Annotated in this window: 20 protein-coding genes; 10 read left to right on the forward strand and 10 right to left on the reverse strand. The window is 74.2% G+C overall.

Features of this window, described 5'->3' with window-relative positions:
• Nucleotides 1-59 precede the first annotated feature (59 nt).
• The 4 genes from ACWEO5_RS13460 to ACWEO5_RS13475 all read right to left on the reverse strand — a co-directional run bounded on the left by ACWEO5_RS13460 (nt 60) and on the right by ACWEO5_RS13475 (nt 4,718).
• Nucleotides 60-1,328: a sugar ABC transporter permease gene (locus tag ACWEO5_RS13460; RefSeq protein ID WP_452162542.1), complete on the reverse strand. Its 1,269-nt coding sequence runs from the start codon at nt 1,326-1,328 to the stop codon at nt 60-62.
• Complete coding sequence (locus ACWEO5_RS13465) at nt 1,325-2,113, reverse strand: ATP-binding cassette domain-containing protein (RefSeq protein ID WP_380238701.1); 789 nt, start codon at nt 2,111-2,113, stop codon at nt 1,325-1,327. Before ACWEO5_RS13465 ends, ACWEO5_RS13460 begins: the two co-directional genes overlap by 4 nt.
• Nucleotides 2,114-2,269: 156 nt before the next feature.
• On the reverse strand, nt 2,270-3,367 hold the full coding sequence (locus tag ACWEO5_RS13470) for a sugar ABC transporter substrate-binding protein (protein WP_452162543.1): 1,098 nt from the start codon (nt 3,365-3,367) through the stop codon (nt 2,270-2,272).
• A gap of 181 nt (nt 3,368-3,548) precedes the next feature.
• Nucleotides 3,549-4,718, reverse strand: a complete 1,170-nt coding sequence (locus tag ACWEO5_RS13475; RefSeq protein WP_452162544.1) for an ROK family transcriptional regulator — start codon at nt 4,716-4,718, stop codon at nt 3,549-3,551.
• Between the two features lie 163 nt (nt 4,719-4,881).
• Between ACWEO5_RS13475 and pepN the strand changes: the two genes are divergently transcribed.
• A complete protein-coding gene (pepN, locus tag ACWEO5_RS13480; protein WP_452162545.1) occupies nt 4,882-7,446 on the forward strand; it encodes an aminopeptidase N in 2,565 nt (854 codons plus the stop codon).
• A 202-nt stretch (nt 7,447-7,648) separates the two neighbouring features.
• Here the strand turns inward: pepN and ACWEO5_RS13485 are convergent, their stop codons facing one another.
• Together ACWEO5_RS13485 and ACWEO5_RS13490 are read right to left on the reverse strand one after the other, a co-directional pair.
• Nucleotides 7,649-9,112 carry a sensor histidine kinase gene (locus ACWEO5_RS13485; RefSeq protein WP_452162546.1) on the reverse strand — a complete coding sequence of 488 codons (1,464 nt, stop codon included), beginning with the start codon at nt 9,110-9,112 and terminating at the stop codon, nt 7,649-7,651.
• A complete protein-coding gene (locus ACWEO5_RS13490) occupies nt 9,109-9,813 on the reverse strand; it encodes a response regulator transcription factor (protein ID WP_452162547.1) in 705 nt (234 codons plus the stop codon). The genes ACWEO5_RS13485 and ACWEO5_RS13490 overlap by 4 nt, the downstream gene beginning before the upstream one ends.
• 181 nt (nt 9,814-9,994) lie before the next feature.
• Here ACWEO5_RS13490 and ACWEO5_RS13495 point away from each other — a divergent pair, with 181 nt between their 5' ends.
• From ACWEO5_RS13495 to ACWEO5_RS13505, 3 genes are read left to right on the forward strand one after another with little or no spacing between them, the layout of a single operon-like run.
• Nucleotides 9,995-11,353 (forward strand): ferredoxin reductase family protein, encoded by a 1,359-nt coding sequence (locus tag ACWEO5_RS13495; RefSeq protein ID WP_452162548.1) that lies wholly within the window; start codon nt 9,995-9,997, stop codon nt 11,351-11,353.
• A gap of 11 nt (nt 11,354-11,364) precedes the next feature.
• Nucleotides 11,365-11,850, forward strand: a complete 486-nt coding sequence (locus tag ACWEO5_RS13500; RefSeq protein WP_452162549.1) for an FMN-binding protein — start codon at nt 11,365-11,367, stop codon at nt 11,848-11,850.
• 23 nt (nt 11,851-11,873) lie between these two features.
• Nucleotides 11,874-12,602 (forward strand): FAD:protein FMN transferase, encoded by a 729-nt coding sequence (locus ACWEO5_RS13505; RefSeq protein ID WP_452162570.1) that lies wholly within the window; start codon nt 11,874-11,876, stop codon nt 12,600-12,602.
• A 132-nt stretch (nt 12,603-12,734) separates the two neighbouring features.
• Here ACWEO5_RS13505 and psbW read toward each other — a convergent pair whose 3' ends face one another.
• Nucleotides 12,735-12,956, reverse strand: a complete 222-nt coding sequence (gene psbW / locus ACWEO5_RS13510) for a photosystem II reaction center protein PsbW (RefSeq protein WP_452162550.1) — start codon at nt 12,954-12,956, stop codon at nt 12,735-12,737.
• A gap of 21 nt (nt 12,957-12,977) precedes the next feature.
• On the reverse strand, nt 12,978-15,143 hold the full coding sequence (gene malQ, locus ACWEO5_RS13515) for a 4-alpha-glucanotransferase (protein WP_452162551.1): 2,166 nt from the start codon (nt 15,141-15,143) through the stop codon (nt 12,978-12,980).
• Between the two features lie 307 nt (nt 15,144-15,450).
• Here malQ and ACWEO5_RS13520 point away from each other — a divergent pair, with 307 nt between their 5' ends.
• On the forward strand, nt 15,451-19,272 hold the full coding sequence (locus ACWEO5_RS13520) for a beta-N-acetylglucosaminidase domain-containing protein (protein WP_452162552.1): 3,822 nt from the start codon (nt 15,451-15,453) through the stop codon (nt 19,270-19,272).
• An 87-nt stretch (nt 19,273-19,359) separates the two neighbouring features.
• On the opposite strand, the gene ACWEO5_RS13525 is transcribed toward ACWEO5_RS13520, so the two are convergent.
• The gene (locus ACWEO5_RS13525) at nt 19,360-19,977 is read right to left on the reverse strand and encodes an HNH endonuclease (RefSeq protein WP_452162553.1); all 618 of its coding nucleotides are present in this window, start codon (nt 19,975-19,977) and stop codon (nt 19,360-19,362) included.
• 311 nt (nt 19,978-20,288) lie between these two features.
• On the opposite strand from ACWEO5_RS13525, the gene ACWEO5_RS13530 reads away from it, so the two are divergent.
• Complete coding sequence (locus ACWEO5_RS13530) at nt 20,289-21,356, forward strand: mechanosensitive ion channel family protein (RefSeq protein WP_452162554.1); 1,068 nt, start codon at nt 20,289-20,291, stop codon at nt 21,354-21,356.
• Here ACWEO5_RS13530 and ACWEO5_RS13535 read toward each other — a convergent pair whose 3' ends face one another.
• Nucleotides 21,357-22,190, reverse strand: coding sequence for a LysR family transcriptional regulator (locus tag ACWEO5_RS13535; RefSeq protein WP_452162555.1), 834 nt, complete (start codon nt 22,188-22,190; stop codon nt 21,357-21,359).
• A 90-nt stretch (nt 22,191-22,280) separates the two neighbouring features.
• Here ACWEO5_RS13535 and ACWEO5_RS13540 point away from each other — a divergent pair, with 90 nt between their 5' ends.
• The 4 genes from ACWEO5_RS13540 to ACWEO5_RS13555 all read left to right on the forward strand — a co-directional run bounded on the left by ACWEO5_RS13540 (nt 22,281) and on the right by ACWEO5_RS13555 (nt 26,784).
• Entirely contained in the window at nt 22,281-23,021 is a 741-nt protein-coding gene (locus ACWEO5_RS13540; RefSeq protein ID WP_344552949.1) for an SDR family oxidoreductase, read from the forward strand.
• A gap of 160 nt (nt 23,022-23,181) precedes the next feature.
• Nucleotides 23,182-24,372, forward strand: coding sequence for an ROK family transcriptional regulator (locus ACWEO5_RS13545; protein WP_452162556.1), 1,191 nt, complete (start codon nt 23,182-23,184; stop codon nt 24,370-24,372).
• Between the two features lie 95 nt (nt 24,373-24,467).
• Nucleotides 24,468-25,826, forward strand: coding sequence for an ABC transporter substrate-binding protein (locus tag ACWEO5_RS13550; RefSeq protein ID WP_452162557.1), 1,359 nt, complete (start codon nt 24,468-24,470; stop codon nt 25,824-25,826).
• Nucleotide 25,827: 1 nt separating this feature from the next.
• The gene (locus tag ACWEO5_RS13555) at nt 25,828-26,784 is read left to right on the forward strand and encodes a carbohydrate ABC transporter permease (RefSeq protein ID WP_452162558.1); all 957 of its coding nucleotides are present in this window, start codon (nt 25,828-25,830) and stop codon (nt 26,782-26,784) included.
• The last annotated feature ends 2 nt before the right edge of the window (nt 26,785-26,786 follow it).

The following is a 26,786-nucleotide window of genomic DNA, read 5'->3' on the forward strand; positions in this document are numbered from 1 at the left end:
CCGCGCGACCGGCCCCTGGTATGGGGGCGCGGGCGCGCGGTTCGGGGTGGGGCCGGGGGTCAGCCGCGGCCGTGGGACTTCTGGGTCCGGCGGGAGACCGAGTCCAGGACCACCGCGGCGAGCAGCACCGCGCCGGTGATCATGTACTGGATGGCCTGCTGGGCGTGGACCATGTCCAGACCGGTGGTGATGGACTGGATGACCAGCGCGCCGAGCAGCGCGGACCAGGTCTTGCCGCGGCCGCCGAAGAGGCTGGTGCCACCGATGACGGCGGCGGCGATGGCGCTCATCAGCACGTTGCCGCTGCCCAGCGCCTTGTCCGCGGAGCCCTGCTGGGAGGCGATGAACAGGCCGCCGAAGCCGGCCAGGCCGGCCGAGATCATGTAGACCGAGATCCGGACCCAGGCGACGTTGATGCCCGCGCGGCGGGCGGCCTCGATGCCGCCGCCGACCGCGAAGATCTGCCGGCCGTAGCCGGTGCGGCGCAGCACGAAGTCGCCGAGCGCGACGACGCCGACCAGGATCACCAGCGGCAGCGGCAGGCCGCTGTCCTGGTTGAGCATGTAGGCGGCGACCAGCACGACGACGCCGATCACGCCGGTGCGCAGCGCGATCTCGCTGAGCGGGCGGGCGGGCAGGCCGGCGGCGGCGCGGCGGCGGGAGTCGAGCAGCTGGCCGCCGGCGAACAGCACGATGGTGACGATCGCGAACAGCCAGGCCCAGATGATGTCGCCGTCGCCCAGGAAGTAGGTGTCCAGGTTGGCGACCACGCCGTCCATCGGGTTGTTGACGGTGCCGAGGGTGCCCAGGACGAGCATCTGCAGGCCGTTCCAGGCCAGCATGCCGGCCAGGGTGACGACGAACGCGGGGACGCCGATCTTGGCGAAGAAGTAGCCGTGCAGGGCGCCGATGGCGACCGCGGAGGCGACCGCCAGCAGGATGGCGAGCCACTCGTTGAGGCCCTGGCGGACCGACAGCACCGAGGTGATGGCGGCGGTGGCGCCGGCCACCGAGCCGAGCGAGAGGTCGATCTCGCCGAGCAGCAGCACGAACACCACGCCGACCGCGATCAGGCCGGGGCCCGCGATCCACTTGGTGATGTTGGTGAGGTTGTCGGCGTTGAGGAAGGAGCCGGTCTTGAACTGGAAGATCGCGGCGATGATGATCAGGCCGATGACCACCGGCAGCGAACCGAGCTCACCGCTGCGGATCTTGCGGGTGAACTCGTCGAAGTACCCGGCCAGGCCCTCCTTGCGGACCAGCAGGCGCGGGTCGATGGCCGGCGGGGCCGTCTCGACGGGAGTCGTGGTGGTGGATTCGGTGCTCACTTGGCTTCCTCCGCGATTCGGGCCTGACGACGTGTCACCGCGTTGTCGGTGGCGCCGGTGATGGCGGAGATGATCTCCTCGTGCGAGGTGCCGGCCACCTCGAAGCTGCCGTTGTTGCGGCCCAGGCGGAGCACCGCGACGGTGTCCGCGACGGCCTTGACGTCGGCCATGTTGTGGCTGATCAGGATCACGCCGAGGCCGCGCTGGCGGAGCCGCTCGACCAGGTCCAGGACCTGGGCGGTCTGCTCGACGCCGAGGGCCGCGGTGGGCTCGTCCAGGATGACGATCTTCGGGTCGCCGACCAGGGCGCGGGCGATCGCGACCACCTGGCGCTGACCGCCGGACAGGCCCGCGATCGGGATGCGGACGCTGGGGATGCGGATCGAGAGGGTGTCGAGGAGTTCGCGCGCGCGCTTCTCCATCGCGACCTCGTCCAGGGTGCCGAAGCGCTTGATCTCGCGGCCGAGGAAGAGGTTGCCGACCACGTCCAGGTTGTCGCAGAGCGCGAGGTCCTGGTAGACGGTGGCGACGCCCAGCTGCTGGGCGTCCTGCGGGCGGTTGATGCTGACCGCCTTGCCCTCCCACTCGATGACGCCCTCGTCGATCGGGTGGACGCCCGCGATGGTCTTCACCAGGGTGGACTTACCGGCACCGTTGTCGCCGACCAGGGCGACGACCTCGCCCGCGTGGACCTCCAAGTGCACGTCGGTGAGCGCCTGGACGGCACCGAAGCGCTTGGAGACCCCGCGCAACGCCAGTACGGGTGCGCCTGTCACGTGAACCAACTCCTTGAGTCCCGTGCCGGACCTGACGTTTCCGGCACGGCCGTCCCGCGTGCCGGGCCGGGCACGCGGGGTAGTGCGTAGTGCTTACTGCTCGGGGGGGTGAAGCGGTGCGGGCGGGGGCTCCCGTGTGGTCAGGGAGCCCCCGCCCGGCGGGTGTTACTGCAGGCCGGCCGCGGTGCAGGCGGCGGCGTAGTCGGCGGTGCAGATGTCCGCGACCTTGTACAGGCCGTCGGCGATCACGGTGTCCTTGATGTTCGCCTTGGTGACGACCTTCGCGTCCAGCAGCTTGGCCGGGATGCTCTTGTCGGTGTCGCTGTCGACGGTCGAGGTGGCGACGGACTTGATGTCCTTGCCCTGCAGCAGGTTGACCGCGAGCTCGGCGGCCGAGTCGGCCAGCGGCTTGTACGCCTTGTAGATGGTGTACGCCTGGTCGCCGGAGACGAGGCGCTGGATGGCGTCGAGGCCCGCGTCCTGGCCGCCGACCGGGACGTTGATGCCCTGGGACTTCAGCTGGGTGATGATCGCGGCGGCCATGCCGTCGTTGGCGGAGTAGACCGCCTGGAAGCCGTCCTTGGTGAGCTGGGTGATGGCGGCGCCGATCTTCTGGCCCGCGACGGTGGGCTTCCACTCACCGCTCTGCTCGTAGACGACCTTCTTGACCTTGCTGTCCAGCACCTTGTGGGCGCCGGCCTTGAACTGGGCCGCGTTCGGGTCGGCCTCGTCACCGTTGATCATCACGACGTTGGCGTCGGCGGCCTTGTCGCCCAGCGCGGTGACCAGGGCCTCGCCCTGGAGCTCGCCGACCTTCTCGTTGTCGAAGGAGACGTACGCGGAGACCGGGCCGGTGGCCAGACGGTCGTACGCGATGACCTTGACGCCCTTCTTCGCGCCCTCGGCGACCCACGACTGGGTGGACTTGGCGTCGAAGGCGTCGAGGATGATCACCTTGACGCCCTGGGCGATCAGGGTGTCGAACTGCTGCTTCTGCTTCGAGGCGGAGCCCTCGGCGTTGTTGTACTCGACCTTGCAGTCGGCGCACAGCTCCTTGACCTTGGCCTCGATGAACGGCTTGTCGAAGGACTCGTAACGGGTCGAGGACGCGTTCTCCGGCAGGAGCAGGCCGATCGACTTGTTGTTGCTCGAACCTGCGTCGCTGCTCTTCTTGTCGTCGCCGGCCTTGCCGCAGGCGGCCATGGTCAGAGCCATCGAAACAGCGACAGTGCCGACGGCGACGCGACGCATCATTGCGTTCATGGTGGGGGGAGCCTCCCTGACAGAGCCGCGAAATGTTGCGGCGAGGTGGGCAGGAGTCAACCCCGTGACGAAGCTTGACGTCAATAAGTAAAACCGGTAGGCCCCAGATCCAAACCCTTTCGTTATCTTCCTGAAGGCTGACTCGATACCGAGCGAGCCTCCAGGACGATCCGCGCGGGGCTCAGAGCACCCCCGTCTCCCCCATCTCGCTCATCACCAGGGCCAGCGCGCCGAGCACCTCGGCCCGGCCGCCGAGCGTCCCCGGGACCACCGACAACTGCCGGGCCGCGCTGGGGATGGCGTACCGCGCCACCGAGTCCCGGATCGGGGAGAGCACCAGGTCACCGGCCTCGGCGAGGTCCCCGCCGAGGATCACCCGGCGGGGGTTGAGCAGGTTGCACAGGGTCGCCACGCCCATGCCGATCTGCCGGCCCGCGTCGGCGATCACCCGGCGGCAGCCCAGGTCGCCCTGCTGGGCCAGCTGCACCACCTTGCTCAGGCTCAGCTCGCCCGGGTGGTTGGCGTTCAAGAGGTTGAGCAGGTAGCGGGAGCCCACGAAGGTCTCCAGGCAGCCGCGGTTGCCGCAGCGGCACACCGGCCCCGCCTCGTCCAGCGTGATGTGGCCGATCTCGCCCGCGGTGCCGCCCGGCCCCCGGTAGATCTGGCTGTTGATCACCAGGCCGGAGCCGACACCGCTGGCCACCTTGATGTACGCCAGGTCGCCCAGGCCCCGCCCGGCCCCCCAGACCAGCTCGCCCAGCGCGCCCAGGTTGGCGTCGTTGTCCACGTGCACCGGCATGCCCAGGCGCCCGGACAGCTCCTGGCCCGGCATCACGCCCGTCCAGCCCGGCAGGATCGCGGTCGAACCGAGCGCCCCGGTCTCCACGTCGATCGGGCCCGGCACGCCCAGGCCCACCCCGATCACCTTGTCCGCCGGGAAGCCGGCCTGCCCCAGCAGTCGCTCCACCATCCGTTCGGCCCGGTCGAAGCCCTGCTGCGCGGAGACGTCCACGTCCAGCGGCTCGCTCTCCTCGGCCAGCACCCGGTGCGCCAGGTTGCCCACCGCCACCCGCAGGTGGGTGTGGCCGAAGTCCACGCCCACCACGATCCCGGCGTCCCCGCTCAGCGACACGCTGCGCGCCCGCCGCCCGCCCGAGGAGGTGTCGGCCACCACCACGGTGCCGGACTCCTTGAGCTCGCGGACGATGTTGGACACCGTCGCGGCCGACAGCCCCGTGCCCCGGGCGATCTCCGCCTGGGTCAGCGATCCGGCCATCCGCACGGCTCGCAGCACCCGTTCGAGATTCGCCCGGTGCAGTGAGGACTGCGATCCCGGTGTGTCCGTCGACATGTTCCACCCTCCAGGGCGCACTTGCGGTTCGTCCGAAGTTCAGCTTCAACTTCTGAACTCTATGCTCCGGTACTGCTCGGAGGGGGAGTCAAGCACGAACACGGATCGTTACCCGCATGGGAGGATTCCCGGTAACCCGAGCCCTGACGAAGGAGTCCTGCGAGTGCCTGGCACCAACTTGACCCGTGAGGAAGCCCGCACCCGGGCCGCACTCCTGGCCGTGGACGCGTACGAGATCGAGCTCGACCTGAGCTCCGCGCGCGAGGGCGGCACCTTCCGGTCCACCACCGTGGTCCGTTTCACCAGCACCGAACCCGGCGCCTCCACCTTCATCGACCTGGTCGCCCCCGCCGTGACGGAGATCGTCCTCAACGGCCGCGCCCTGCCGCTGGAGAACTTCGCCGACAGCCGCATCGCGCTGCCCGGCCTGGCCGCCGAGAACGAGCTGCGGGTCGTCGCCGACTGCGCCTACACCAACACCGGCGAGGGGCTGCACCGCTTCGTCGACCCCGCCGACGGCGAGACCTACCTGTACACCCAGTTCGAGGTCCCGGACGCCCGCCGCGTCTTCGCCAACTTCGAGCAGCCCGACCTGAAGGCCGCCTTCGCCTTCACCGTCACCGCCCCCGCCGGCTGGGTGGTGGTCTCCAACTCCCCCACCCCCGAACCGACCGGCGACGGCGACACCCGGGTGTGGACCTTCGAGCCCACCCCCCGGATGTCCACCTACATCACCGCGCTGATCGCCGGCCCGTACGTCGGCGTCTTCGACAGCTACGACAACGGCGCCCAGCACGTGCCGTTCGGCGTCTACTGCCGGCCGTCGCTGCGCGAGTTCCTGGACGCGGACGCGATCTTCGCGGTCACCCGGCAGGGCTTCGACTACTTCCAGGAGAAGTTCGACTTCCCCTACCCCTTCGCCAAGTACGACCAGCTGTTCGTCCCGGAGTTCAACGCCGGCGCGATGGAGAACGCGGGCGCCGTCACCTTCCGCGACCAGTACGTCTTCCGCTCCAAGGTCACCGACGCCTCCTACGAGGCCCGCGCCGCGACCATCCTGCACGAGCTCGCCCACATGTGGTTCGGCGACCTCGTCACCATGGAGTGGTGGAACGACCTGTGGCTGAACGAGTCCTTCGCCACCTTCGCCGAGGTCGTCTGCCAGGCCGAGTCCCCCGCCTCCCAGTGGCCGCACTCCTGGACCACCTTCGCCAACCAGATGAAGACCTGGGCGTACCGGCAGGACCAGCTGCCCTCCACCCACCCGATCATGGCGGAGATCAACGACCTGGAGGACGTCCAGGTCAACTTCGACGGCATCACCTACGCCAAGGGCGCCTCGGTGCTCAAGCAGCTGGTCGCCTACGTCGGCCAGGACGCCTTCTTCCAGGGCGTGCGCGCCTACTTCAAGCGCCACGCCTGGGGCAACACCCGGCTCGCCGACCTGCTCGGCGCCCTGGAGGAGGCCAGCGGCCGCGACCTGCGGACCTGGTCCACCGCGTGGCTGGAGACCGCCGGCATCAACGTGCTCCGCCCCGAGCTGTCGGTGGCCGCGGACGGCACCGTCGAGTCCTTCGCCGTCCTGCAGGAGGCCCCCGCGCTGCCCGCCGGCGCCCGCGGCGAGGCCGTGCTGCGCCCGCACCGGATCGCCGTCGGCCTGTACGAGCTCGTCGACGGCAAGCTGGTGCGCACCGACCGGATCGAGCTCGACGTCGACGGCGAGCGCACCGCCGTCCCGCAGCTGACCGGCCGGCCGCGGCCCGCCGTGCTGCTGCTCAACGACGACGACCTCTCCTACGCGAAGGTCCGGCTCGACGCCGACTCGCTCGCCGTCGTCACCGCGCACCTCGGCGACTTCGCCGACTCGCTGCCGCGCGCCCTGTGCTGGGCCTCCGCCTGGGACATGACCCGCGACGGCGAACTCGCCACCCGCGACTACCTCGCGCTCGCCCTCTCCGGCCTGCAGCGCGAGAGCGACATCGGCGTGGTCCAGTCCGTCCAGCGCCAGGTCAAGCTCGCCCTGGAGCTGTACGCCGACCCCGCCTGGCGCGAGGAGGGCCTGCAGCGCTGGGCCGCCGCCGCCCAGACCGCCCTGCGCGAGGCCCCCGCCGGCAGCGACCACCAGCTCGCCTGGGCCCGCACGCTGGCCGGCGCCGCCCGCACCGACGACCAACTCGCCCTGCTCGCCGGGCTGTTGGACGGCAGCGTGGAGATCGACGGCCTCGCCGTCGACACCGAACTGCGCTGGGCCCTGCTCGGCCGACTGGCCGCCACCGGGCGCGCCGACGAGGCCGCGATCGACGCCGAACTCGCCCGCGACAACACCTCCTCCGGGCAGGAGCACGCCGCGACCTGCCGCGCGGCCCGGCCCACCGCCGAGGCCAAGGCCGCGGCCTGGGCGTCGGTCGTCGAGTCCGACACCCTCACCAACTACGTCCAGGAGGCCGTCATCGCCGGCTTCCAGCAGCCCGACCAGCGGGACCTGCTGGCCGCCTACACCGAGAAGTACTTCGCCTCGGTCAAGCAGGTGTGGGAGACCCGCAGCCACGAGATCTCCCAGCAGATCATCGGCGGGCTCTACCCCTCCTACGCGGTCTCCCGGGCCACCCTGGACGCCACCGACGCCTGGCTCGCCGCCGCGGACCCGGCGCCGGCACTGCGCCGCCAGGTCGTCGAGGCGCGGGCGGGCGTGGAGCGGGCACTGAAGGCGCAGGCCGCGGACCGCTGACGCGAAGTCAGGGGCTCGGGGAACGGCGAGTCCGTGGCTGCTGACGGTTCACTGCTGTTGCGTGCTTCGGCTTCTGGTTCTGTTTCAGGCACGCAGCAGCACGGACCTTCGATGGGCTCCGGCCGTCAGCAGCACGGACCCGCCGTTCCCCGGGCCCCTGTCGGGGCCCATGCGCAGCACGGACCCGCCGTTCCCCGGGCCCCTATTTCGCCCCCAGGATCACCGTGAAGGTGGTGCGGCCCGGGGTGCTGTCGAGGGTGACGGTGCCGTGGTGGGCGTGGACGACGGCCTGGACGATGGCGAGGCCGAGGCCGGTGGAGCCGGTGCGGCGGGAGCGGGCGCGGTCGCCGCGGGTGAAGCGGTCGAAGACGTGGGGGGCCAGTTCGGCGGGGATGCCGGGGCCGTCGTCGGTGACGGTGAGGCGGCCGTCGGGGGCGAGGCCGAGGGTGACGGTGGTGCCGTCGGGGGTGTGGGTGCGGGCGTTGGCCAGCAGGTTGGTGACGACCTGGGCGAGGCGGTGCGGGTCGCCGGGGACGGTGACGGGTTCGGCGGGGAGTTCGAGCAGCCAGCGGTGGCCGGGGGCGGCGGCCTTCGCGTCGGCGGTGCAGTCGAGGGCGATCCGGGTGAGGTCGGTGTCCTGGACGGCGAGCGGGCGGCCGGCGTCCAGGCGGGCGAGCAGCAGCAGGTCCTCGACGATGTCGCCCATCCGGCGGGACTCGGCGCTGATCCGTTCCAGCGAGTGCCGGACCGGCGCGGGGACGGGGCCGGGGTGCCGGAGGGCGAGTTCGGCGTGGCCGCGGACGGTGGCGACGGGGTTGCGCAGTTCGTGGCTGGCGTCGGCGGCGAAGGCGCGCAGGCGCTCCTCGACGTTCTGGCGGCGGGTCAGGGCGTCCGCGACGTGGCCGAGCAGGCGGTTGAGGGCGGTGCCGACCCGGCCGACCTCGGTGCGCGGGTCGTCGTCGGGGACGCGTTCGGCGAGGTCGACGGCGCCGCTGGCGAGCGGCAGCGCGGAGACCCGTTCGGCGGTGGCGACGACCCGGTCCAGCGGGCGCAGGGCGAGCCGGACGGCGAGGGTGCCGGCGGCCGCGGCGGCGGTGAGCGCGGCGGCGAAGACCACGAGTTCGATCAGCAGCAGGTGCCGCACGGTCTCGTCGACGGGGTGCAGCGGCAGGCCGGTGACCAGGGTGTCGTGGTCGTAGCCGGTGACGGCGGCGACCCGGTAGTGGCCGAGCGCGGAGAGGTCGAGGTCGCGCGGGTGGCCGTCGGCGGGCAGGGCGCGCAGCGCGCCCAGGTCGGCGGCGTCCAGCGGGACGGCGGCGTCGGCGGAGTTCCTGGCGAGCGGGACGGGGTCGTCGTCGCCGGGCGGGACGCCGCCGACCACCGCGGCGTGGGTGAGGCCGCCGTCGACCAGCCGGGCGCCGAAGGTGCCGGGCGACTGGGCCCGGGTGTCGTGGCCGCTCTGGCCGGGGTGTTCGAGGCTGGCGGCGTAGCGGCCGCCGGCGGCGGAGAGCTGCTGGTCGAGGCGGTCGACCAGGAAGTGGCGCAGCGCCTCGCAGGTGGCCAGGCCGACGCCGGCGCAGATCAGCACCAGCAGGACCAGGACACCGGCCACCAGCCGGGCCCGCAGGGTGCGCGGGGCGGGGACGCGCGGGGCCGGGCGGCTCATCCGGTGGCCGCCCGCAGGACGTAGCCGGCGCCGCGGACGGTGTGGATCATCGGGGTCCGGCCGGCGTCGATCTTGCGGCGCAGGTAGCTGATGTACAGCTCGACCACGTGCGCCTGGCCGCCGAAGTCGTAGGACCAGACGGCGTCCAGGATCTGGGCCTTGCTGAGCACCTGGCGGGGGTGCTCCATCAGGTAGCGCAGCAGGGCGAACTCGGTGGGGCTGAGGTCGACGGGTTCGCCGCCGCGGCGGGCCTCCCGGGTGGCGGGGTCGAGCCGCAGGTCGCCGACGGCGAGAGTGCCGGGGGCGGCGGGTCCGGGGGGTGCGGTGCGGCGCAGCAGGCCGCGCAGCCGGACCACCACCTCCTCCAGGCTGAACGGCTTGGTGACGTAGTCGTCGCCGCCGGCCGCGATCCCGGCGATCCGGTCCTCGACGGCGTCGCGGGCGGTGAGGAAGAGCACCCGGACCTCGGGGTCGGTGGTGTGGACGCGGCGCAGCACTTCGAGTCCGTCGAAGTCGGGGAGCATCACGTCCAGCACCACGGCGTGCGGGTGCCACTCGGCGGCGGCGGCCACGGCGTCCAGGCCGCCGGTGACGCCGCGGGCCTGCCAGCCCTCGTAGCGCAGCGCGCCGCAGAGGACCTCGACCAGGTCGGGTTCGTCGTCGACCACCAGGACCCGCCAGGGGGTGTCCGCGTGCTGCATGGGGGCATTCTGCCGTTCCGGGATGAGAAAGCGGTGAGATCGTCGGACCGTGCGGAGCCTTGGTACCACTGCTCCGAGCTGCGGCGATACCCTTCCCGGACGCCCGGTAGGACGATCGGTTCATAGGGAACTGAGAGCTTCCGGTGACACCGTGGGCCCGGCACCACCGAAGGAGGGCCCGTTGACCGCAGTCTCCACCCCCGCCCGGGCCGCCCGGCGCGCCGCACCCCGCCGCCGCGCCCTGCCCCCGGACGCCGTCCGGCGCGGCGCGCTCGCCCTGATCGTGCTCGGCGCGCTCGGCGTCCTCGCCCTGTGGTGGGCCGACACCCCGCGGGTGGCCGGCGCCGCCGACTGGCTCACCAACGCGGGCCGGATCACCGGCCTGCTGGCCGGCTACGCCGCGCCCGTCCTGCTGCTGCTGATGGCCCGGGTCCCGCTGCTGGAGCGCGAGGTGGGCGCGGACCGGCTGGCCCGCTGGCACGCGTACGGCGGCCGCTACCTGGTCTCGCTGGTCACCGTGCACGTGCTGACGGTGATCTGGGGCTACGCGCTGACCGACGGGCAGGGCCTGTGGGACCAGGGCGTCGAGATCGTGTTCCACTTCCCCGACATGCTCAAGGCCACCTTCGCCACCCTGCTGCTGCTCGGCACCGGCGCGGTCTCCGCCCGGGCCGCCCGCCGCCGGATGGGCTACGAGGTCTGGTACTACCTGCACCTGGCCACCTACCTGGCCGTCGCGCTCGGCTTCGCCCACCAGCTCACCACCGGCGCCGACCTGACCGACGGCCCGGCGAAGGCCGGCTGGTACCTGCTGTACTTCGGCACCGCCGCCGTCCTGGGCTGGTACCGGCTGCTCAGCCCGTACCTGCGCGACCGGCGGCACCGGCTGGAGGTCGCCGAGGTGCGCGCCGAGGGCCCGGGCGTGGTCTCGGTCTTCCTCACCGGCCGGCACCTGGACGAACTGCGCGCCGAACCCGGGCAGTTCTTCCGGCTCCAGTTCCTCACCCCGCAGCTGCGCTGGGCCGCCAACCCGTACTCGCTCTCCGCTCCCCCGCACCCGCGCTTCCTGCGCTTCACCGTCAAGGGCCTGGGCGCCCACAGCGCGGCGCTCGCCGCGCTCGCCCCCGGCACCAAGGTCCGCGCCGAGGGACCGTACGGGGCCTTCACCGAGCGGCGGCACCGCGGCGGGCCGGTGCTGCTGCTCGGCGCGGGCGTCGGCGTCACCCCGCTGCGCGCGCTGGTCGAGACCCTCCCCGGCAGGCTCACCCTGGTGCAGCGCGCCCGCCGCCCGGAGGACGTGCTGTTCCGCCGCGAGCTCGCCGCCGTCGCCGCGCAGCGCGGCGTCCGGGTGCACGAACTGCTCGGCGGCCGGGCCGAGGTGGGCGACCTCGGCGCGGCGCTGCGCCGGCTCGTCCCCGACCTGGCCCGGCACGAGGTCTACCTGTGCGGCCCGGAGGAGTTCACCGCCGACGCCGTCCGCGCGCTGCGCGCCGCCGGGGTCCGGGCCGACCGCATCCACCACGAGTCCTTCGCCTTCTAGGAGCCCCCGCCATGCGACGCGCCGTCATCACCGCCTCCGCGACCGCCGCCGGGGTCGTCCTGCTGCTCTCCCTCAAGCCCCACGACGCCTCCCCCGCGCACGCCATCTCCGCCTCGAACGCGAACACCGGGAACGCCGCGGGCACCGGGAGCGGCACCGGCGCCGGGACGGGCCCGGGCCCGACCGGCGGCGCCACGGACACCGCGCAGGGCGGCGGGGCCGCACGGACCGCCACCGGCACCGCGGTCAACACCCGGTACGGGCCGGTGCAGGTCAAGGTCACCCTGGACGGCGGGAAGATCAGCAAGATCGACGTGCTCCAGTACCCCACCCGGGACCGCCGCGACCAGGAGATCAACAGCTACGCCATCCCGGTCCTCAACCAGGAGGCGCTCGCCGCGCAGAGCGCCGACATCGACGTGGTCTCCGGCGCGACGTACACCAGCGACGGCTACACCCGCTCCCTGCAGAGCGCGCTCGACCAGGCGAAGAAGTGACCGCCAACCACGTCGAGCACGTGATGGGGACGGTGTTCTCCATCGCCGTCCGCGACCCCGGGCCGGAGACCGGCCCGGCGATCCGGCGGATCGTGGAGCGGCTGCACCGGATCGACGCGGTGTTCTCGACCTACCGGCCGCAGAGCGAGGTCAGCCGGATCGACCGCGGGGAACTCGCCCTCGCCGACGCCTCCCCGGAGGTGCGGTGGGTGCTGGCCCGGTGCGCGGAACTCACCGCGGAGACCGGCGGGTACTTCACCGCGCGGCCCGGCGGTCGGCTCGACCCCAGCGGCTACGTGAAGGGCTGGGCCGTCGAGGAGGCCTCCCGCACGCTGCGCGGGTCCGGCTCGGCCCACCACTGCGTCAGCGGCGGCGGGGACGTCCAGACCGCGGGCGGTCCGTGGCGGATCGGGATCGCCGACCCGCACCGCGAGGGGGCCGTCGCCCGCGTCGTCACCGGCCACGACCTGGCCGTCGCCACCTCCGGCACCGCGGAGCGCGGCCCGCACATCATCGACCCGCACACCGCCCTGCCCGCGGACTCCTACGCCTCGCTCACCCTGGTCGGCCCCCACCTCACCCGCACGGACGCCCTCGCCACCGCGGCGTTCGCGATGGGCGCCCCCCGCGGCCTGCACTGGCTCGCCGCGAAGGGCGTCCGGGCGCTGGCGATCCACCCGGACGGGCGGCAGGAGACGACGGCGGGCTGGGAAAACCAGGGGCCCGGGGAACGGCGAGCCCGGGTCTGCTGACGGTTCACTGCCGGAGCGCGCATCGGCTTCCGGTTCCGTCGAAGACACGCAGCGGCACGGACCCGCCGTTCCCCGGGCCCCTGATTTCGCCTCCCGCCGTTCACAGCCGGGCCCCTGACGGGGCCGCTGCGGTTACTTCTTCTTGCTGCCCGGGATCATGCAGAGGCCCGCGATCACCGCGAAGGCGACGATCGGGAGGGCAACGAACAGGCCCAGGGTCTGACCGACGCTCAGGCCGGCACCCGGGTTGTCGCCGTCGTCGCGCGTGAGCGCCATCGCGGGGGACGACATGACCATCATCAGCGTGGCCGCCGCGGTGACCGCACCGGCGCGCATTGCGTTCCTCTTGTCCACGTTTCCCAAGGTACCGGCCCCCTACACCGCTGCGCCCGGCGGGGTGCGCCTGTCGGCGTGTCCCGGCGGCGGGAGGTCGGGCGGGGTGTTCAGCGGGGCGAGGGTGGCGGCGATGCCCGCGGTGCCGGGGGCGGCGGCCAGCGCGTCGAGGGTGCGGGGGGTGCCGGTGGCGTCGGCGACCGGGAGGCGCCAGTTGGGGTACTGGTCCCAGGTGCCGGGGAGGTTCTGCGGGCGGGGGTCGCCGACGGTGTCGGGGAGCCAGACGCCGACCAGTTTGGCGGGGGTGGCCAGCAGGTAGGCGTACAGCGCCTCGGGGGTGGCCGGTTCGCCCTCGGCGAGCAGCCCGATCCGGACGAGTTCGCGCTGCCAGTCGGCGAGTTCGGCGGCGGCGGCGTCCTGCTCCTCGGCCAGCGGGCGGGCCAGCAGGCCGAGGCGGTGGCGCAGTTCGACGTGCTCGCCGGTGAGCCGGGCGGCGGTGGAGGGCAGGTCGTGGGTGGTGAGGGTGGCCAGGCAGCCGGGGCGCCAGTGCTCGGGGGGCAGCACGGCGCCGTCGGCCTGCCAGTCCCGTTCGAACCAGAGCACGGAGGTGCCGAGCACGCCGTGGTCGGCGAGGCGTTCGCGCACGCCGGGTTCGACGGTGCCGAGGTCCTCGCCGATGACGGCGGTGCCGGCCCGGTGGGCCTCCAGGGCGAGGACGGCGAGCATCGCCTCGGCGTCGTAGCGGACGTAGGTGCCCTGGGTGGGGAGGGCGCCCTCGGGGACCCACCAGAGCCGGAACAGGCCCATCACGTGGTCGATCCGGATCGCGCCGGCGTGCCGGGCGGCGGAGGCGATGAGCGCGGCGAACGGGGCGTACCCGGCCTCGGCGAGCGCGTCGGGGCGCCAGGGCGGCAGGCCCCAGTCCTGGCCGTGGGCGTTGAAGGCGTCCGGCGGGGCGCCGGTGGAGATGCCGGCGGCGAGCACGTCCTGCAGGGCCCAGGCGTCGGCGCCGTCGGGGTGGACGCCGACCGCGAGGTCGTGGATCAGGCCGATCGGCATGCCCGCGTCGGTGGCGGCGCGCTGGGCGGCGTGCAGTTGCTCGTCGACCAGCCAGGCCAGCCAGCGGTGGAACTCGATCCGGTCCTTCAGTTCGGCCTTGGCGGCGGCGACCTGCGGGTTGGCGGGGTGGCGCAGGCCCTTGGGCCAGGAGTGCCAGCCGGCGCCGTGCGTCTCGGCCAGCGCGTTCCACACCGCGTACCGCTCCAGCCACTCGCCCTCGCGCCGGACGAACGCCCGGTACGCGGCCTCCCGGCCGACCCCGCGCGGCACGGTGTGCAGCAGTTCGAGGGCCCGGCGCTTGAGCGACCACACCGAGTCCCGGTCGATCAGGGCGTCGTGCTCCAGCACCTCCTCGCGCAGCAGCCGGGCCCGGTGGGCGAGTTCGCGGGCCTCCTCGTGCCGGGCGTACTCGGGGACGGCCTCGATCCGCAGGTGCACCGGGTCGGCGAAGCGGCGCGAGGAGGGGCGGTACGGGGACGGGTCGGAGGGGGCGCCGGGCATGCCCGCGTGCAGCGGGTTGATCTGCAGGAAGCCCGCGCCGAGTTCGGCGCCCGCCCACTGGGCGAGCTCCGCGAGGTCGGCCAGGTCGCCCATGCCCCAGGAGCGTTCGCTCAGCACCGAGTACAGCTGGGCGAGGAAGCCCCAGCTGCGGCCCTGCGGTTCGGGGATCCGCGGCGGGGCGACCACCAGGGCGGCGCGGGCGGCGCGCCCGTCCGCCCGGACGGCCAGGACGTGCCGGCCGGGCGGCAGGTCCTCGGGCAGCCAGTGCGCGTGCTCGACCGTCAACTCCCAGGGTTCGCCGCCCTGTTCGAGCTCGATCCGGACCTCGGCCCCGGCCGGCAGGTCGAGCGCGGTGCGCCGCCCCTGCCAGGCGACCACGGTGGGCGGCAGCAGGCGCCGGGCGCTCTCCGCGCGGTGCCGCTCCAGGGCCTCGGCGGCCAGTTCGGGCGTCCCGGCGTCGATCCCGAGCGCGGCCAGCACGGCGGTCAGCGTCCGCGCCCCGACCTGCACCGGGCCCGCCCCGGCGTCGTAGCAGGTGTCCACCCCGTGGGCGTGCGCGAGCGCCGTCAACTCCGATGGGGCCGGCGGGTTGTCCTCCGCCGGGACCTGTTCGAATCCCGCCTGCTCCCGGTCAAGGTATGCGGCCACCAGGCGCACTCCGTCCTCGGGTTGCTCCCCGACGCCGACGATGTAGACAGGCACAGTCCTACCCGCGCCGCCGCCCGCCGACCCCGACCGACACGGCCCGCGCCCCGCACCGGTCGGGTGAACGTCCGCCCGCCCGGTTGCCGACCCGGCGGACCTCCGTCCTTTTCGGTCGATAACGGACATAGCTGCCAAGGGCGTTGACAGCGGCGCGGGTAGCTGGTGGGGTGGGCGGGCCGGACGGCCGCGGGGGGCCGGGCCGGAGCGGCGGGGGGCCGGTGAGCTGGGCGTTTCGGGCGAGGAGGCTCCGGTGCAGGCGCGGGTGTCGGTGGCGGCCGGGCGGCGGCTGCGACAGGGTTTGGAGCGCAGCGCGGCGCTGCGCGAGGTGCTGAACCACCCGGCGGCGCTGGCGGCCCGCCGGACGGCGGCGCGGACGGCCCGGCAGGTGGCGCCGCGGACCGCGGACCGGCTGATCTCCGACCTCAAGGGCACCGAACCGCTGCTGGCCTCGGTGCGCGCCGAGCGCCGCGCCGGCCGGCGGGGCAGCGCGCTGCGGATCGCGGCCACCCTGTCGGCGGCGGCGGTGGTCGGCGGCCTGCTGCTCCCCGCGCCGGGCTTCGCGGCGGAGCCGGACCTCCGCCAGGCCTCGGGCAGCAGCGCCGCGGACACCGCTGACGCCGCGCCCGCCGCCGAGGCGCCGCCGCTGGGCTCGCTGACCGAACCCCGGGTGTTCCCGCGCCCGCAGGAGTCGCGGGTCGGCGGCGAGCCGGTGGCGGTGCCCCGGCAGGTGACGGTGGTGCTGGCGGACTCCGCCGACGGCCCGGCGGTGGACGCGGTGCGCGCGCTGCTGACCCGGGCGGGCGCGACCGAGGTGCGGACCGCGGCGCAGGCCCCCGAGCACCCGGCGGCCGGGTCGCTGGTGGTGTACGTCGGCGGCCCGTACGAGGGCGCGGGCGGGGCGGTCGACCGGGCGCTGCGGCAGATCGCGGTGGCGGACGGGCTGAAGGACACCGAGGTGCCGCAACTGGCGGGCCTGCCCTCGGGCGGCTACCTGCTGGCGGCCGGCCGGCTGCCCGCGGACGGCGGCGCGTACGGCGCGGTGGTGCTGGCCGGGGTGGACGGCGCGGGCACCTTCTACGCGGCGCAGAGCCTGGCCCAGCTGCTCGCCCCGATCGGCCCGGGGCAGGGGCAGGGCGGCGGGGGCGACCGGGGCTTCCCGGGCCTGCTGCTGCGGGACTGGCCCTCGGGCGCGGCCCGGCGCGGCACCGCGGAGTCGTTCTACGGGGCGCCGTGGAGCTCCGCGCAGCGGCTGGCGCTGGTGGACTTCCTGGGCCGCACCAAGCAGGACTACTTCCTGTACGCGCCGGGCGGCGACCCGTACCGCTCGCAGCGCTGGCGGGAGGCGTACCCGCGGCGGGAGGCCGCCGAGCTGGCGGAGCTGACGGCGCGGGCCCGGGCCAACCACGTGACGGTGGCGTACTCGGTCGCCCCCGGGCAGTCGTTCTGCTTCTCCTCGGGCAAGGACGCGGACGCGCTGGTCGCCAAGCTGGACGGGCTGTGGGGGCTGGGCGTGCGGGAGTTCCAACTGGACTTCCTGGACGTGTCGTACGACGAGTGGCACTGCGGGGCGGACCGGCGCACCTTCGGCACCGGGCCGGTGGCGGCGGCGAAGGCGCAGGCCGCGCTGGTCGCGACGGTGCGGCAGCGGCTGCTGGAGCGGCACCCGGAGCTGGCGCCGCTGTCGGTGGTGCCCACCGAGTACCTGAAGCAGGGCACCACGCCGTACCGGGCGGCGCTGGCGGCCGGGCTGCCGGACGGGGTGCGGGTGGCGTGGAGCGGCGGCGCGGCGATCCCCGGGAAGGTGACGGGCGATCAGATCGACTCCACCGCCGGCCTGTTCGGGCGCCCGCTGGTCACCATGGACAACTACCCGGTGAACGACTCGGCGCCGGACCGGCTGTTCCTGGGCGGCTACGCCGGGCGGGACGCCGAGGTGGCGCGCCGCTCGGCGGTGCTGCTGACCGCGGCGATGAGCCAGCCGGTGGCGTCCCGGATCCCGCTGGCGACGGCCGCCGACTTCGGCTGGCAGCCGGACGGCTACCGGCCCGAGGAATCGCTGGCCGGGGCGCTGCGGCTGCTGACCGCGGGGCCCGCGCAGCAGGCCGCGGCGGCGGCGCTGGCGGGCAACAGCTCCTCCTCGCCGCTGGACGGCCGGGAGTCGGCGTACCTGGCGCCGCTGGTGGAGCGGTTCTGGGCGGCGGCCGAACCGGCCTCCGGCGCGCCCGCCGACCCGGCCGGGCTGCGGGCGGCCGCGCAGCCGCTGCGCGAGGCGTTCGGCGTGATGGCGGACGCGCCGCGGACGCTGGCGGGCGACCCGCTGGCGCAGGACGCGGCGCCCTGGCTGGCCCGGCTGTCGGCCTACGGCGCGGCGGGCCGGGCGGCCGTGGACATGCTGGTGGCCCAGCAGGGCGGCGACGGCACCGCGGCCTGGCAGGCCCGGCTGGAGCTGGGGCGCCAGCGCGGGGTGCTGGAGCAGAACCCGGTGACGGTCGGCAAGGGCGTGCTGGACGCCTTCCTGGACCGGGCGGCGAAGTCCGCGGACACCTGGTCGGGCATCACCGCGGGCGCCGCGCCGACCAGCACCCTGGGCACCGCGCACGACCACGGCCCGGCGCTGATGGCGGACGGCTCGGGGCAGACCTTCTACTGGTCCTCCGCGCCGCCGCAGGTCGGCGACAGCTTCGGCCTGGACCTGGGCACCCCGAAGCCGCTGGGCTCGGTGACGGTGCTGATGGGCGGCTGGGGCGACGAGCCGGACGCCCGGTCGGCGGCCGACGACTACCTGCACGACGGGGTGCTGGAGTACTGGAGCGGCACGGGCGGCTGGCACCGGCTGGCCACCGTGCACGGGCAGCGGACGGTCAGCGCGACCGCCCCGGCGGGCACGGTCGCCAAGGCGGTCCGGCTGCGCGCCACCTCCGGGCAGCAGACCGCCGTCGCGGTGCGGGAGTTCACCGCCGACGCGCCGGACGCGGTGGACACCGCGGTCTCCGGCCCGCCGGCCGCGCCGGGCTCCTCCCCGCAGGCGGTGCTCTCCGGCGACCCGGACTCCGCGTTCCGGGCGGCCGCGCCGCCCGCCGAGGGCGACGCCCCGCTGACGGTGGAGCTGGGCACGGCCCGGCCGCTGGACCGGCTGACCGTGCTGACCGACCCGGCGGTGCGGGCCGAGGCGACCGCGCAGGTCCGCCGCCCGGACGGCAGCTGGGCCGACCTGGGCCCGGTCCGGCCCGGCTACAACGAGCTGCGGGCCGACGGCGGGCCGGTGGAGGCGCTGCGGCTGGTGTGGCGCCCGGGCGGCGAGGCCCCGGTGGTCAACCAGGTGATCCCGTGGTGGGCGGACGTCCCGGCGGCCCGGCTGACGCTGGCCGAGCCGACGCTGGACGTGGTGGCGGGCGCCGCCGCGCCCGCGCAGGCCGTGGCCACCGTGGAGTCGGGGCGGCCGGACCCGCTGACCGGCACCCTGGCGGCCGAGGTCCCGGCGGTGGCCAAGGGGCTGGTGGTGGCCCCGGCCGCGGCGGTGACGGTGCCGCGCGGCGGCCAGGTGGGCGCGCCGCTGCTGCTCACGGCGGCCGCGGACACCCCGTCCGGCACCTACCGGGTGCCGCTGGTGTTCACCGCGGGCGCGCTGACCGTCCGCCAGGAGCTGCTGGTGCACGTGGTGCCGCCGACCGGCGGGCCGGACCTGGCGCCGACCGCGACCGCCTCGTCCTCGGGCGACGACAGCGCGAGGACCCCGGCGGCGGCGGTCGCCGACGGCGACCCGAAGACCTCCTGGAGCTCCCCGGCCCGGGACGACGCCTGGGTGCAGCTGCAACTGCCGCAGCCGGCCCGGCTGGGCTCGGTGGTGCTGCACTGGGGCGCGTCGTACGCCTCCGCGTACCGGATCCAGACCTCCGCCGACGGCGTGGCGTGGACCACCGTGGCCGAGGTGGGCAACGGGCAGGGCGGCACCGAGACGGTCCGCTTCGACGCGCCGGACGCCCGGTACCTCCGGGTGCAGGGCACCGCCCGGGCCACCCGGTACGGGTACGCGCTGTCCGGCGTCGAGCTGTACGCCGTGCCGGCGCCGTAGCGCGGCGGGCCGCCGACGCTCCCGTTGCGGGGGCGGCGGCGGCCCATGAGGCGTACCGGTTGTCGTGTCGGGCAGGCCCTTGTCTGTTCAGGCGGAGAGCGGTGCGTGCTGCTCGCCGCGGCGGATCGGACGGGTGCGGACGGGGACGGGGACGGGCAGGACCGGGTCCGGATGGTCGTGGTGCTCGAAGTCCCGGAACTGGTCGAGGCCGCCGTACGGCTCCAGGTAGGGCCGCCAGCGCGGGTCCTTGATCCCGGTGCCGATGACCCGCCAGGCCAGGCCGCTGGGCGCGGCCGGGGGGCGCTTCATCCGCCAGCCGAGGTCGGCGAGGTGCCGGTCGGCCTTGGTGTGGTTGCAGCGGCGGCAGGCCGCCACCACGTTGTCCCACCGGTGCTGGCCGCCCCGGCTGCGCGGGATGACGTGGTCGACACTGGTGGCGGCGGCCCCGCAGTACACGCACCGGCCGTGGTCGCGGGCGAACAGCGCCCGCCTGGTCAGCGGTACGGGGCCTCGGTAGGGGACCCGCACGAAGCGGGTCAGTTTGACGACGGACGGTGCCTGGACGGCACCGGTGGCGCTGTGCAGAGTGGTGCCCGCATCCTCCAGGGCGATCGCCTTGTGGTTGAGGACGAGGATGAGGGCGCGTCGCATCGAGACGACACCGAGTGGCTCGTACGACGCGTTGAGGACAAGGACATGCGGCACGGGGCCTCCTTGGACGCCTGCGGCGCGTGGCTCGCGCCGAGTCGAGCGGGTGACCTCGCCCCGCGCGCGGGGCGTGATCTCCCTCAGTGTCGCCTTACGTCGACGTACGACGCCACCATTTCTCCGTGAACGGGCCGCGCGCGTGCGGTGGGCCCGCGCACGTTCCGCCATAGCCGGTATGCCCAGCTCGCGGCACTCCTGCACGTACCGTGCGGGGGCCGGTGCGGTGCGTGGCCGGAACCGGACCGGCCCCGCTGACGGGCCGTCCGAGCGGGTGAACGGGCCGGTGGGGGGCTCGCTACAGTGGGGCGATGCTCGCCGATTCCGCTGCCGACAGCACCGCGCCGACGTTCACCATCCCCACCACCGCCGCCGATGTGACCGACACCACCCGGCAGGCGGCCGGGTGGCTGGACGAGAACTGGCAGGGCTGGGTGGTGGACGGCGTCCGGATCGTCTTCATCCTCGGGCTGGCCCTGGTGCTGCGGGCCGTGGTCCGCAAGGTGATCCACAAGCTGGTGACCCGGATGGGGCGGCCCGCGGAGGCCGACAACGACCACGGGGTGCTCGGCGGCCTGCTGGCCAACAGCGGCGTGGTCAACACCGAGCGGCGCCAGCAGCGCTCCGAGGCGATCGGCTCGGTGCTGCGCTCGGTGGCCTCCTTCACCATCCTGGGCACCGCCTCGCTGATGGCCCTGTCGGTGCTCGGCGTCGACCTGGCCCCGCTGCTGGCCTCGGCCGGCGTGGCCGGCGTGGCGATCGGCTTCGGCGCCCGCAACCTGGTCACCGACTTCCTCTCCGGCGTCTTCATGATCATGGAGGACCAGTACGGCGTCGGCGACGAGATCGACACCGGCGTCGCCTCCGGCACCGTGCTGGAGGTCGGCCTGCGGGTCACCAAGCTGCGCGGCGCGGGCGGCGAGATCTGGTACATCCGCAACGGCGAGGTCAAGCGGATCGCCAACATGAGCCAGGGCTGGGGCACCGCCACCGTGGACGTCCAGGTCGGCTACAAGGAGGACCTGGAGCGGGTCGGGCTGCTGGTCGCCGAGGCCGCCGACCAGCTCGCCAAGGAGAGCCCGTACGACGAGCTGATCTGGGGCCAGGTCAAGGTGCTGGGCGTCGAGTCGGTCTCGGTCGACTCCGTCCAGCTGCGGGTCCAGGCCCGCTGCACGCCCGGGAAGTCCGCCCAGGTCTCGCGCGCCCTGCGGCTGCGCCTGAAGGCCGCCTTCGACCTGGCCGGCGTCAAGCTCCAGGAGGAGGCTGCCGCCACCGTCCCGGTCCAGCCCACCGCCCCCGAGATCCTCCCGCCGTCCGCCCTCGCCGACCCCAACTCGGCCCGCTCGCTGGCCGCGAAGCCGATACCGACGCAGAGCTGATCAGCCGTCCGCCGCCACCCGCAGCAGGTCGGCCAGCGGGCGGGAGCGGCTGTCGGGGGGCCAGGCGAGGAGGGTGGTGACCCGGGGGGCGTCCGGGACGGGCCGGGCCACCACGTCGTCGCGGAGCAGGGCGCGGCAGGAGTCGGGCAGGACGGCGCACGTCCGGCCGAGGGCGACCAGCTGGTAGAGCTGGGTGTGGTCGCGGATCGCCGGGCCCGGGCCGTCGGGGTGGGTGCCGTCGGGGCGCGGGTAGCGGGGGGCGGGCAGGTCCGGCAGGTCGGCCAGGTCGGCCAGGCGCAGTTCGCGGCGGACGGTCAGCGGGTGCCCGGCGGGCAGCAGGGCGACCTGGCCCTCGGTGTGCAGCTCCTCGGTGTCCAGGCCGGCGGTGGAGTCGAACGGCAGGTGCAGCAGCGCCGCGTCGGCCTCGCCGCGCCGCAGCAGGGCGCCCTGCTCGCCGTACTGGCACAGCCGCACGTCCACCGGCACCGATCCGGGCTCGGCGGCGTAGGCGGCCAGCAGTTTCGCCAGCAGTTCGGTGGACGCCCCGGCCTTCGCCGCCAGCACCAGCCCCGGCTGCCCGGCCCGGCGGGTGCGGGCCTCGGCGGCCGCGACCGCGTCCAGCGCGATCCGGGCCTCGCGCAGCAGCACCCGGCCCGCGCCGGTCAGCGCCGTGCCGTGGCTGTCGCGCTCCAGCAACACGGTGCCCAGCCGCCGCTCCAACCGGGCGATCGCCCGCGACAGCGGCGGCTGCGCCATGCCCAGCCGGGCCGCCGCCCGGCCGTAGTTCAACTCCTCGGCGACGGCCACGAAGTACCGCAGTTCCCTGGTCTCCACCCGTCCAGCCTACGGCGATACCCGCCGGGTATCGCCGGGTGCCCGGATCGGTCTTGGCCACCGGCCGGGCGGCGGCCGGAGCATGGGGGCATGAGCGAGAACACGACGGACGACAGGACGGTCGCGCTGGTCACCGGCGCGAACAAGGGCATCGGGTACGAGATCGCGGCGGGCCTCGGCGCGCTGGGCTGGCGGGTCGGGGTCGGGGCCCGCGACGAGAAGCGGCGCGCGGCGGCCGTCGAGGCGCTGCGGGCGGGCGGCGCGGACGCCTTCGGGGTGCCGCTGGACGTCACCGACGACGCCTCGGCGGCGGCCGCGGCCGCGCTGCTGGAAGAGCGCTTCGGGCGGCTGGACGTGCTGGTCAACAACGCGGCGGTGACCGGGGGCGTCCCGCAGGAACCGACCGTGGTCGACCTGGCGGAGATCCGGCTGGTGATGGAGACCAACGTGCTGGGGGTGGTCCGGGTGACCAACGCGCTGCTGCCGCTGCTGCGCCGCTCGGCGTCCCCGCGGATCGTCAACATGTCCAGCGGGGTGGGCTCGCTGACCCTGCAGTCCGACCCGGCCGGGGAGACCGGCCCGATCTCGGCGGCCTACGCGCCGTCCAAGACCTTCCTGAACGCGGTGACCGTGCAGTACGCCAAGGAGCTGCGCGGCACCGGCGTCCTGGTCAACCTGGGCTGCCCCGGCTACTGCGACACCGACCTGAACGGCCACCGGGGCACCCGCACCCCCGCGCAGGGCGCGCGGGTCGCCGTCCGGCTGGCCACGCTGCCCGACGGCGGGCCCAGCGGCGCCTTCTTCAACGAGGACGGGCCGCTGCCCTGGTGACGGCGCGCCGGGGCGGGCGGTGAGGTGCGGGGAGGGGCTGCGGCCCCTCCCCGCCCCTTTCGCACAACGAACCGGCGTCGGACCGTTGACATCCGCGCTCCAGAATTGGAAACTTTCCTAACAGTTGGCCGCAACGGCGTACGCAGAGGAGGATCGGGCCGTGACCACCCGAAAGACGCCCCGTTCCCCGCTCGCCGGTACCCCGAGCCTGTTGCGGGCCATCAACGATCGCGCCGCGCTGGAGCTGCTGCTCGCGAACGGCCCGCTCTCCCGCACCCAGATCGGGAGCCTGACCGGGCTCTCGAAGCCCACCGCCTCGCAGCTGCTGGCCCGGCTGGAGGCGGTGGGGCTGGTGGTGCCGGTCGGCACCACGGCCGGCGGGCCGGGGCCGAACGCCCAGCTGTACCAGGTGAATCCGGCCGCGGGCCACGTCGCCGGCGTGGACGTGACCAGCACGACGGTGCGGGTCGCGGTCGCGGACATCACCGGGACGACGCTGGCCGAGCACCGGGTGCCGACCAAGGGCTGGACCGCCGCGGAGACGGTGGCGCGGGTGGCCGAGGCGGTCGCGGAGACGGCGCGCCGGGCGCAGCTCGCCCCGGGGGCGCTGCGCGAGGTGGTGATCGGGATCGGCGGCGCGCCGGACCCGGTGACCGGGAAGCTGCGCTACGCCTCGCACCTGCCGGGCTGGCACTCGCCGCGGCTGGTGGAGGAGCTGGAGGCGGCGCTGGGCGCGCCGGTGTCGATCGAGAACGACGTGAACCTGGCCGCGGTGGCGGAGCAGGCCGGCGGCGCGGCGGCGGGGTGCGAGGACTTCGTGCTGCTGTGGGCCGAGGAGGGCATCGGCGCGGCGATCGTGATCGCGGGCCGGCTGCACCGGGGTTTCACCGGGGGTGCGGGCGAGGTCGGCTACATGCCGGTGCCCGACGCCCCGGTGTCGTTGGGCTCCCGCCGGAAGGTCTCCGGCGGGTTCCAGGACCTGGCCGGCGAGCCCGCCGTGCTGGCGCTGGCCCGCAAGCACAGGCTGCGCGGCGCGGACGCGGCGCAGGCGGTGGCCGGGGCCCTGGGCAGTGCCGGGGGTGACGCCTTCCTGGCCGAGCTGGCCGATCGGCTGGCGGTCGGGCTGGCGGTGATCGCCTCGGTGGTGGACCCGGAGCTGGTGGTGCTCTCCGGGGGGACGCCGACCGCGGGCGGGGAACGCCTGCGCGAGCTGGTCCAGGAGGCCCTGGGCCGGATGTCCATCCCGCGGCCGGAGGTGCGGCTGTCGGCCGTGCCCGGGTCGCCCGTCCTGACCGGCGCGCTGCAACGCGCGCTGGCGAGCACCCGGGACGTCCTGTTCAGCACGCACTGACGCCTTGACGCACGCACGCCCCCGCTCCCCCGGCCCCCACGGGCCGCGGGGCCATGCCGTCCTGCCCCCGCCCCCCTCACAGGAGTACGACTTCCGTGGACACCACCCGCAGATCCCCGCTCGCCCGCCGCCCGCTGGCCGCGCTCACCGCCGCCGCCTGCACGGCCCTGCTGGCCACCGCCTGCACCGGCACCAACTCCGCCGGCGGGCAGGACGGTTCGGCTTCCGGCCAGGACGTGACGATCACCTTCTGGCACGGCTGGAGCCAGGACAACGAGGTGAAGGCGATCGGCGACAACGTCGCCGCCTTCGAGAAGCTGCACCCGAACATCCACGTCAAGGTGGTCGGCAACATCGCCGACGACAAGGTCGAGCAGGCGCTGCGCGCGGGCGGCCCGGACGCGCCCGACGTGGTCTCCTCGTTCTCCACCGACAACGTCGGCAAGTTCTGCGCCTCGCACGTGTGGGCGGACCTCGGGCCGATGCTGCGCAAGGACGGCGTCGACCCGGCGAAGACCTTCCCGAGCGCGATGCTCAAGTACAGCCAGTACCAGGGCAACCAGTGCGCGCTGCCGCTGCTCGGCGACGCCTACGGCCTGTACTACAACAAGACCGCGTTCGCGGCGGCCGGGATCACCGCGCCGCCGAAGACCTTCGGCGAGTTCGCCGAGGACGCCGCCAAGCTGACGGTCGCCGACGGCGACTCGTACAAGCAGCTGGGCTTCATGCCGAACTACCACGGCTACGAGACGGCGATCGCGCACTACCTCGGCCAGTACGGCAGCACGTACTTCGGCCCGGACGGCAAGTCGAACGTGGCCACCGACCCGACCGTGGCCGCCGCGCTGACCTGGCAGAAGCAACTGGTCGACAGGCTCGGCGGGTTCGAGAAGCTGGAGAAGTACCGGACCGCCTTCGGCGACGAGTTCAGCGCCAAGAACCCGTTCACCACCGGGCAGGTCGCGATGAGCCTGGACGGCGAGTGGCGGACCGCCTCGCTGGCGGACGACAAGCCGGACTTCGAGTGGGCGACCGCGCCGTTCCCGGTGCCGGACGACCAGGCGGCCACCTACGGGCGCGGCTACCAGACCGGCACCATCGTCGGCATCGCCAACGGCTCGAAGAAGCAGACCGCGGCCTGGACCTTCGTCAAGTACCTGACCACCGACACCGACGCGGTGGTCTCCTTCGCCAACGCGATCCACAACGTGCCGAGCACCCTGGCCGCGCTGGACTCGCCGAAGCTGACGGCGGACGCGAACTTCCGCACCTTCATCGACGTCGCGAAGAACCCGAACTCCTCGACCACCCCGGCCAGCGTCAACGGCGGCTCCTACCAGGTGTCGCTGCAGAACCTCAGCTACGAGGTGGAGTCCGGCAAGCAGAACGACCTCGGGGCGGGCCTGAGGGCCACCGCCGAGGAGATCGACGCCGCCGTCGACCAGGCGAAGTGACATGGCGCTCGTGAACTCCACCGTCCCGCCGGCGCTGCGCCGCAAGCGCCGGCGGGAGCGGGCCAGGACCCTGGCCTTCCTCTCCCCGTGGCTGGTCGGGTTCGGGTTCTTCTTCCTGTACCCGCTGGTCTCGACGGTCTACTTCTCGTTCATGCACTACGACGGGTTCAGCGCGCCGACCTTCGCGGGCCTGCAGAACTGGACCTACGTCTTCACCGAGTACCCCTTCTTCTGGAAGGGCCTGGGCAACACGCTCTGGCTGGTCGTGGTGATGGTCAGCCTGCGGGTGGCGTTCGGCCTCGGCATCGGCCTGCTGATCACCAAGGTGAAGTCCGGCGCCGGGTTCTTCCGCACCGCCTTCTACCTGCCGTACCTGGCCCCGCCGGTGGCCGCCACGATGGCGTTCGCGTTCCTGCTGAACCCGGGCACCGGGCCGGTCAACCACCTGCTGGGCGAGCTGGGCCTGCCGCAGCCGGGCTGGTTCACCGACCCGTCCTGGTCGAAGCCCGCCCTGACGATGCTGGCGATGTGGGGCATCGGCGACCTGATGGTGATCTTCATGGCGGCGCTGCTCGACGTGCCGACCGAGCAGTACGAGGCCGCCGAGCTCGACGGCGCCGGGAGCTTCCAGCGCTTCCGGTACGTCACCCTGCCGAACATCTCGCCGATCGTGGTGTTCGCCGTGGTCACCGGCGTGATCCAGGCCATGCAGTACTACACCCAGGCGATCGTCGCCGGGAAGGTCGCCTCCGGCGTGATCGGCGGCTCCGGGCAGCAGTTCGAACCCGGCTACCCGCACGGCTCCACCTGGACGCTGCCGCAGATGGTCTACAGCCTCGGCTTCCAGCGCTTCGACACCGGCTCGGCCTGCGTCGTCGCCGTCATCCTGTTCGCCCTCTCGATGGCGTTCACCTCGATCCTGCTGCGGCACAAGTCCGGCTTCATGAATGAGGACTGAGG

The organism is Kitasatospora sp. NPDC004272 (assembly GCF_053603035.1).

Excerpts from the sequence above, each read along its gene's own strand:
- ACWEO5_RS13470 (WP_452162543.1), bottom strand. The coding sequence starts at position 3,367 with ATGAACGCAATGATGCGTCGCGTCGCCGTCGGCACTGTCGCTGTTTCG.
- ACWEO5_RS13475 (WP_452162544.1), bottom strand. The coding sequence starts at position 4,718 with ATGTCGACGGACACACCGGGATCGCAGTCCTCACTGCACCGGGCGAAT.
- ACWEO5_RS13485 (WP_452162546.1), bottom strand. The coding sequence starts at position 9,112 with ATGAGCCGCCCGGCCCCGCGCGTCCCCGCCCCGCGCACCCTGCGGGCC.
- ACWEO5_RS13490 (WP_452162547.1), bottom strand. The coding sequence starts at position 9,813 with ATGCAGCACGCGGACACCCCCTGGCGGGTCCTGGTGGTCGACGACGAA.
- ACWEO5_RS13500 (WP_452162549.1), top strand. The coding sequence starts at position 11,365 with ATGCGACGCGCCGTCATCACCGCCTCCGCGACCGCCGCCGGGGTCGTC.
- ACWEO5_RS13505 (WP_452162570.1), top strand. The coding sequence starts at position 11,874 with ATGGGGACGGTGTTCTCCATCGCCGTCCGCGACCCCGGGCCGGAGACC.
- ACWEO5_RS13530 (WP_452162554.1), top strand. The coding sequence starts at position 20,289 with ATGCTCGCCGATTCCGCTGCCGACAGCACCGCGCCGACGTTCACCATC.
- ACWEO5_RS13540 (WP_344552949.1), top strand. The coding sequence starts at position 22,281 with ATGAGCGAGAACACGACGGACGACAGGACGGTCGCGCTGGTCACCGGC.
- ACWEO5_RS13555 (WP_452162558.1), top strand. The coding sequence starts at position 25,828 with ATGGCGCTCGTGAACTCCACCGTCCCGCCGGCGCTGCGCCGCAAGCGC.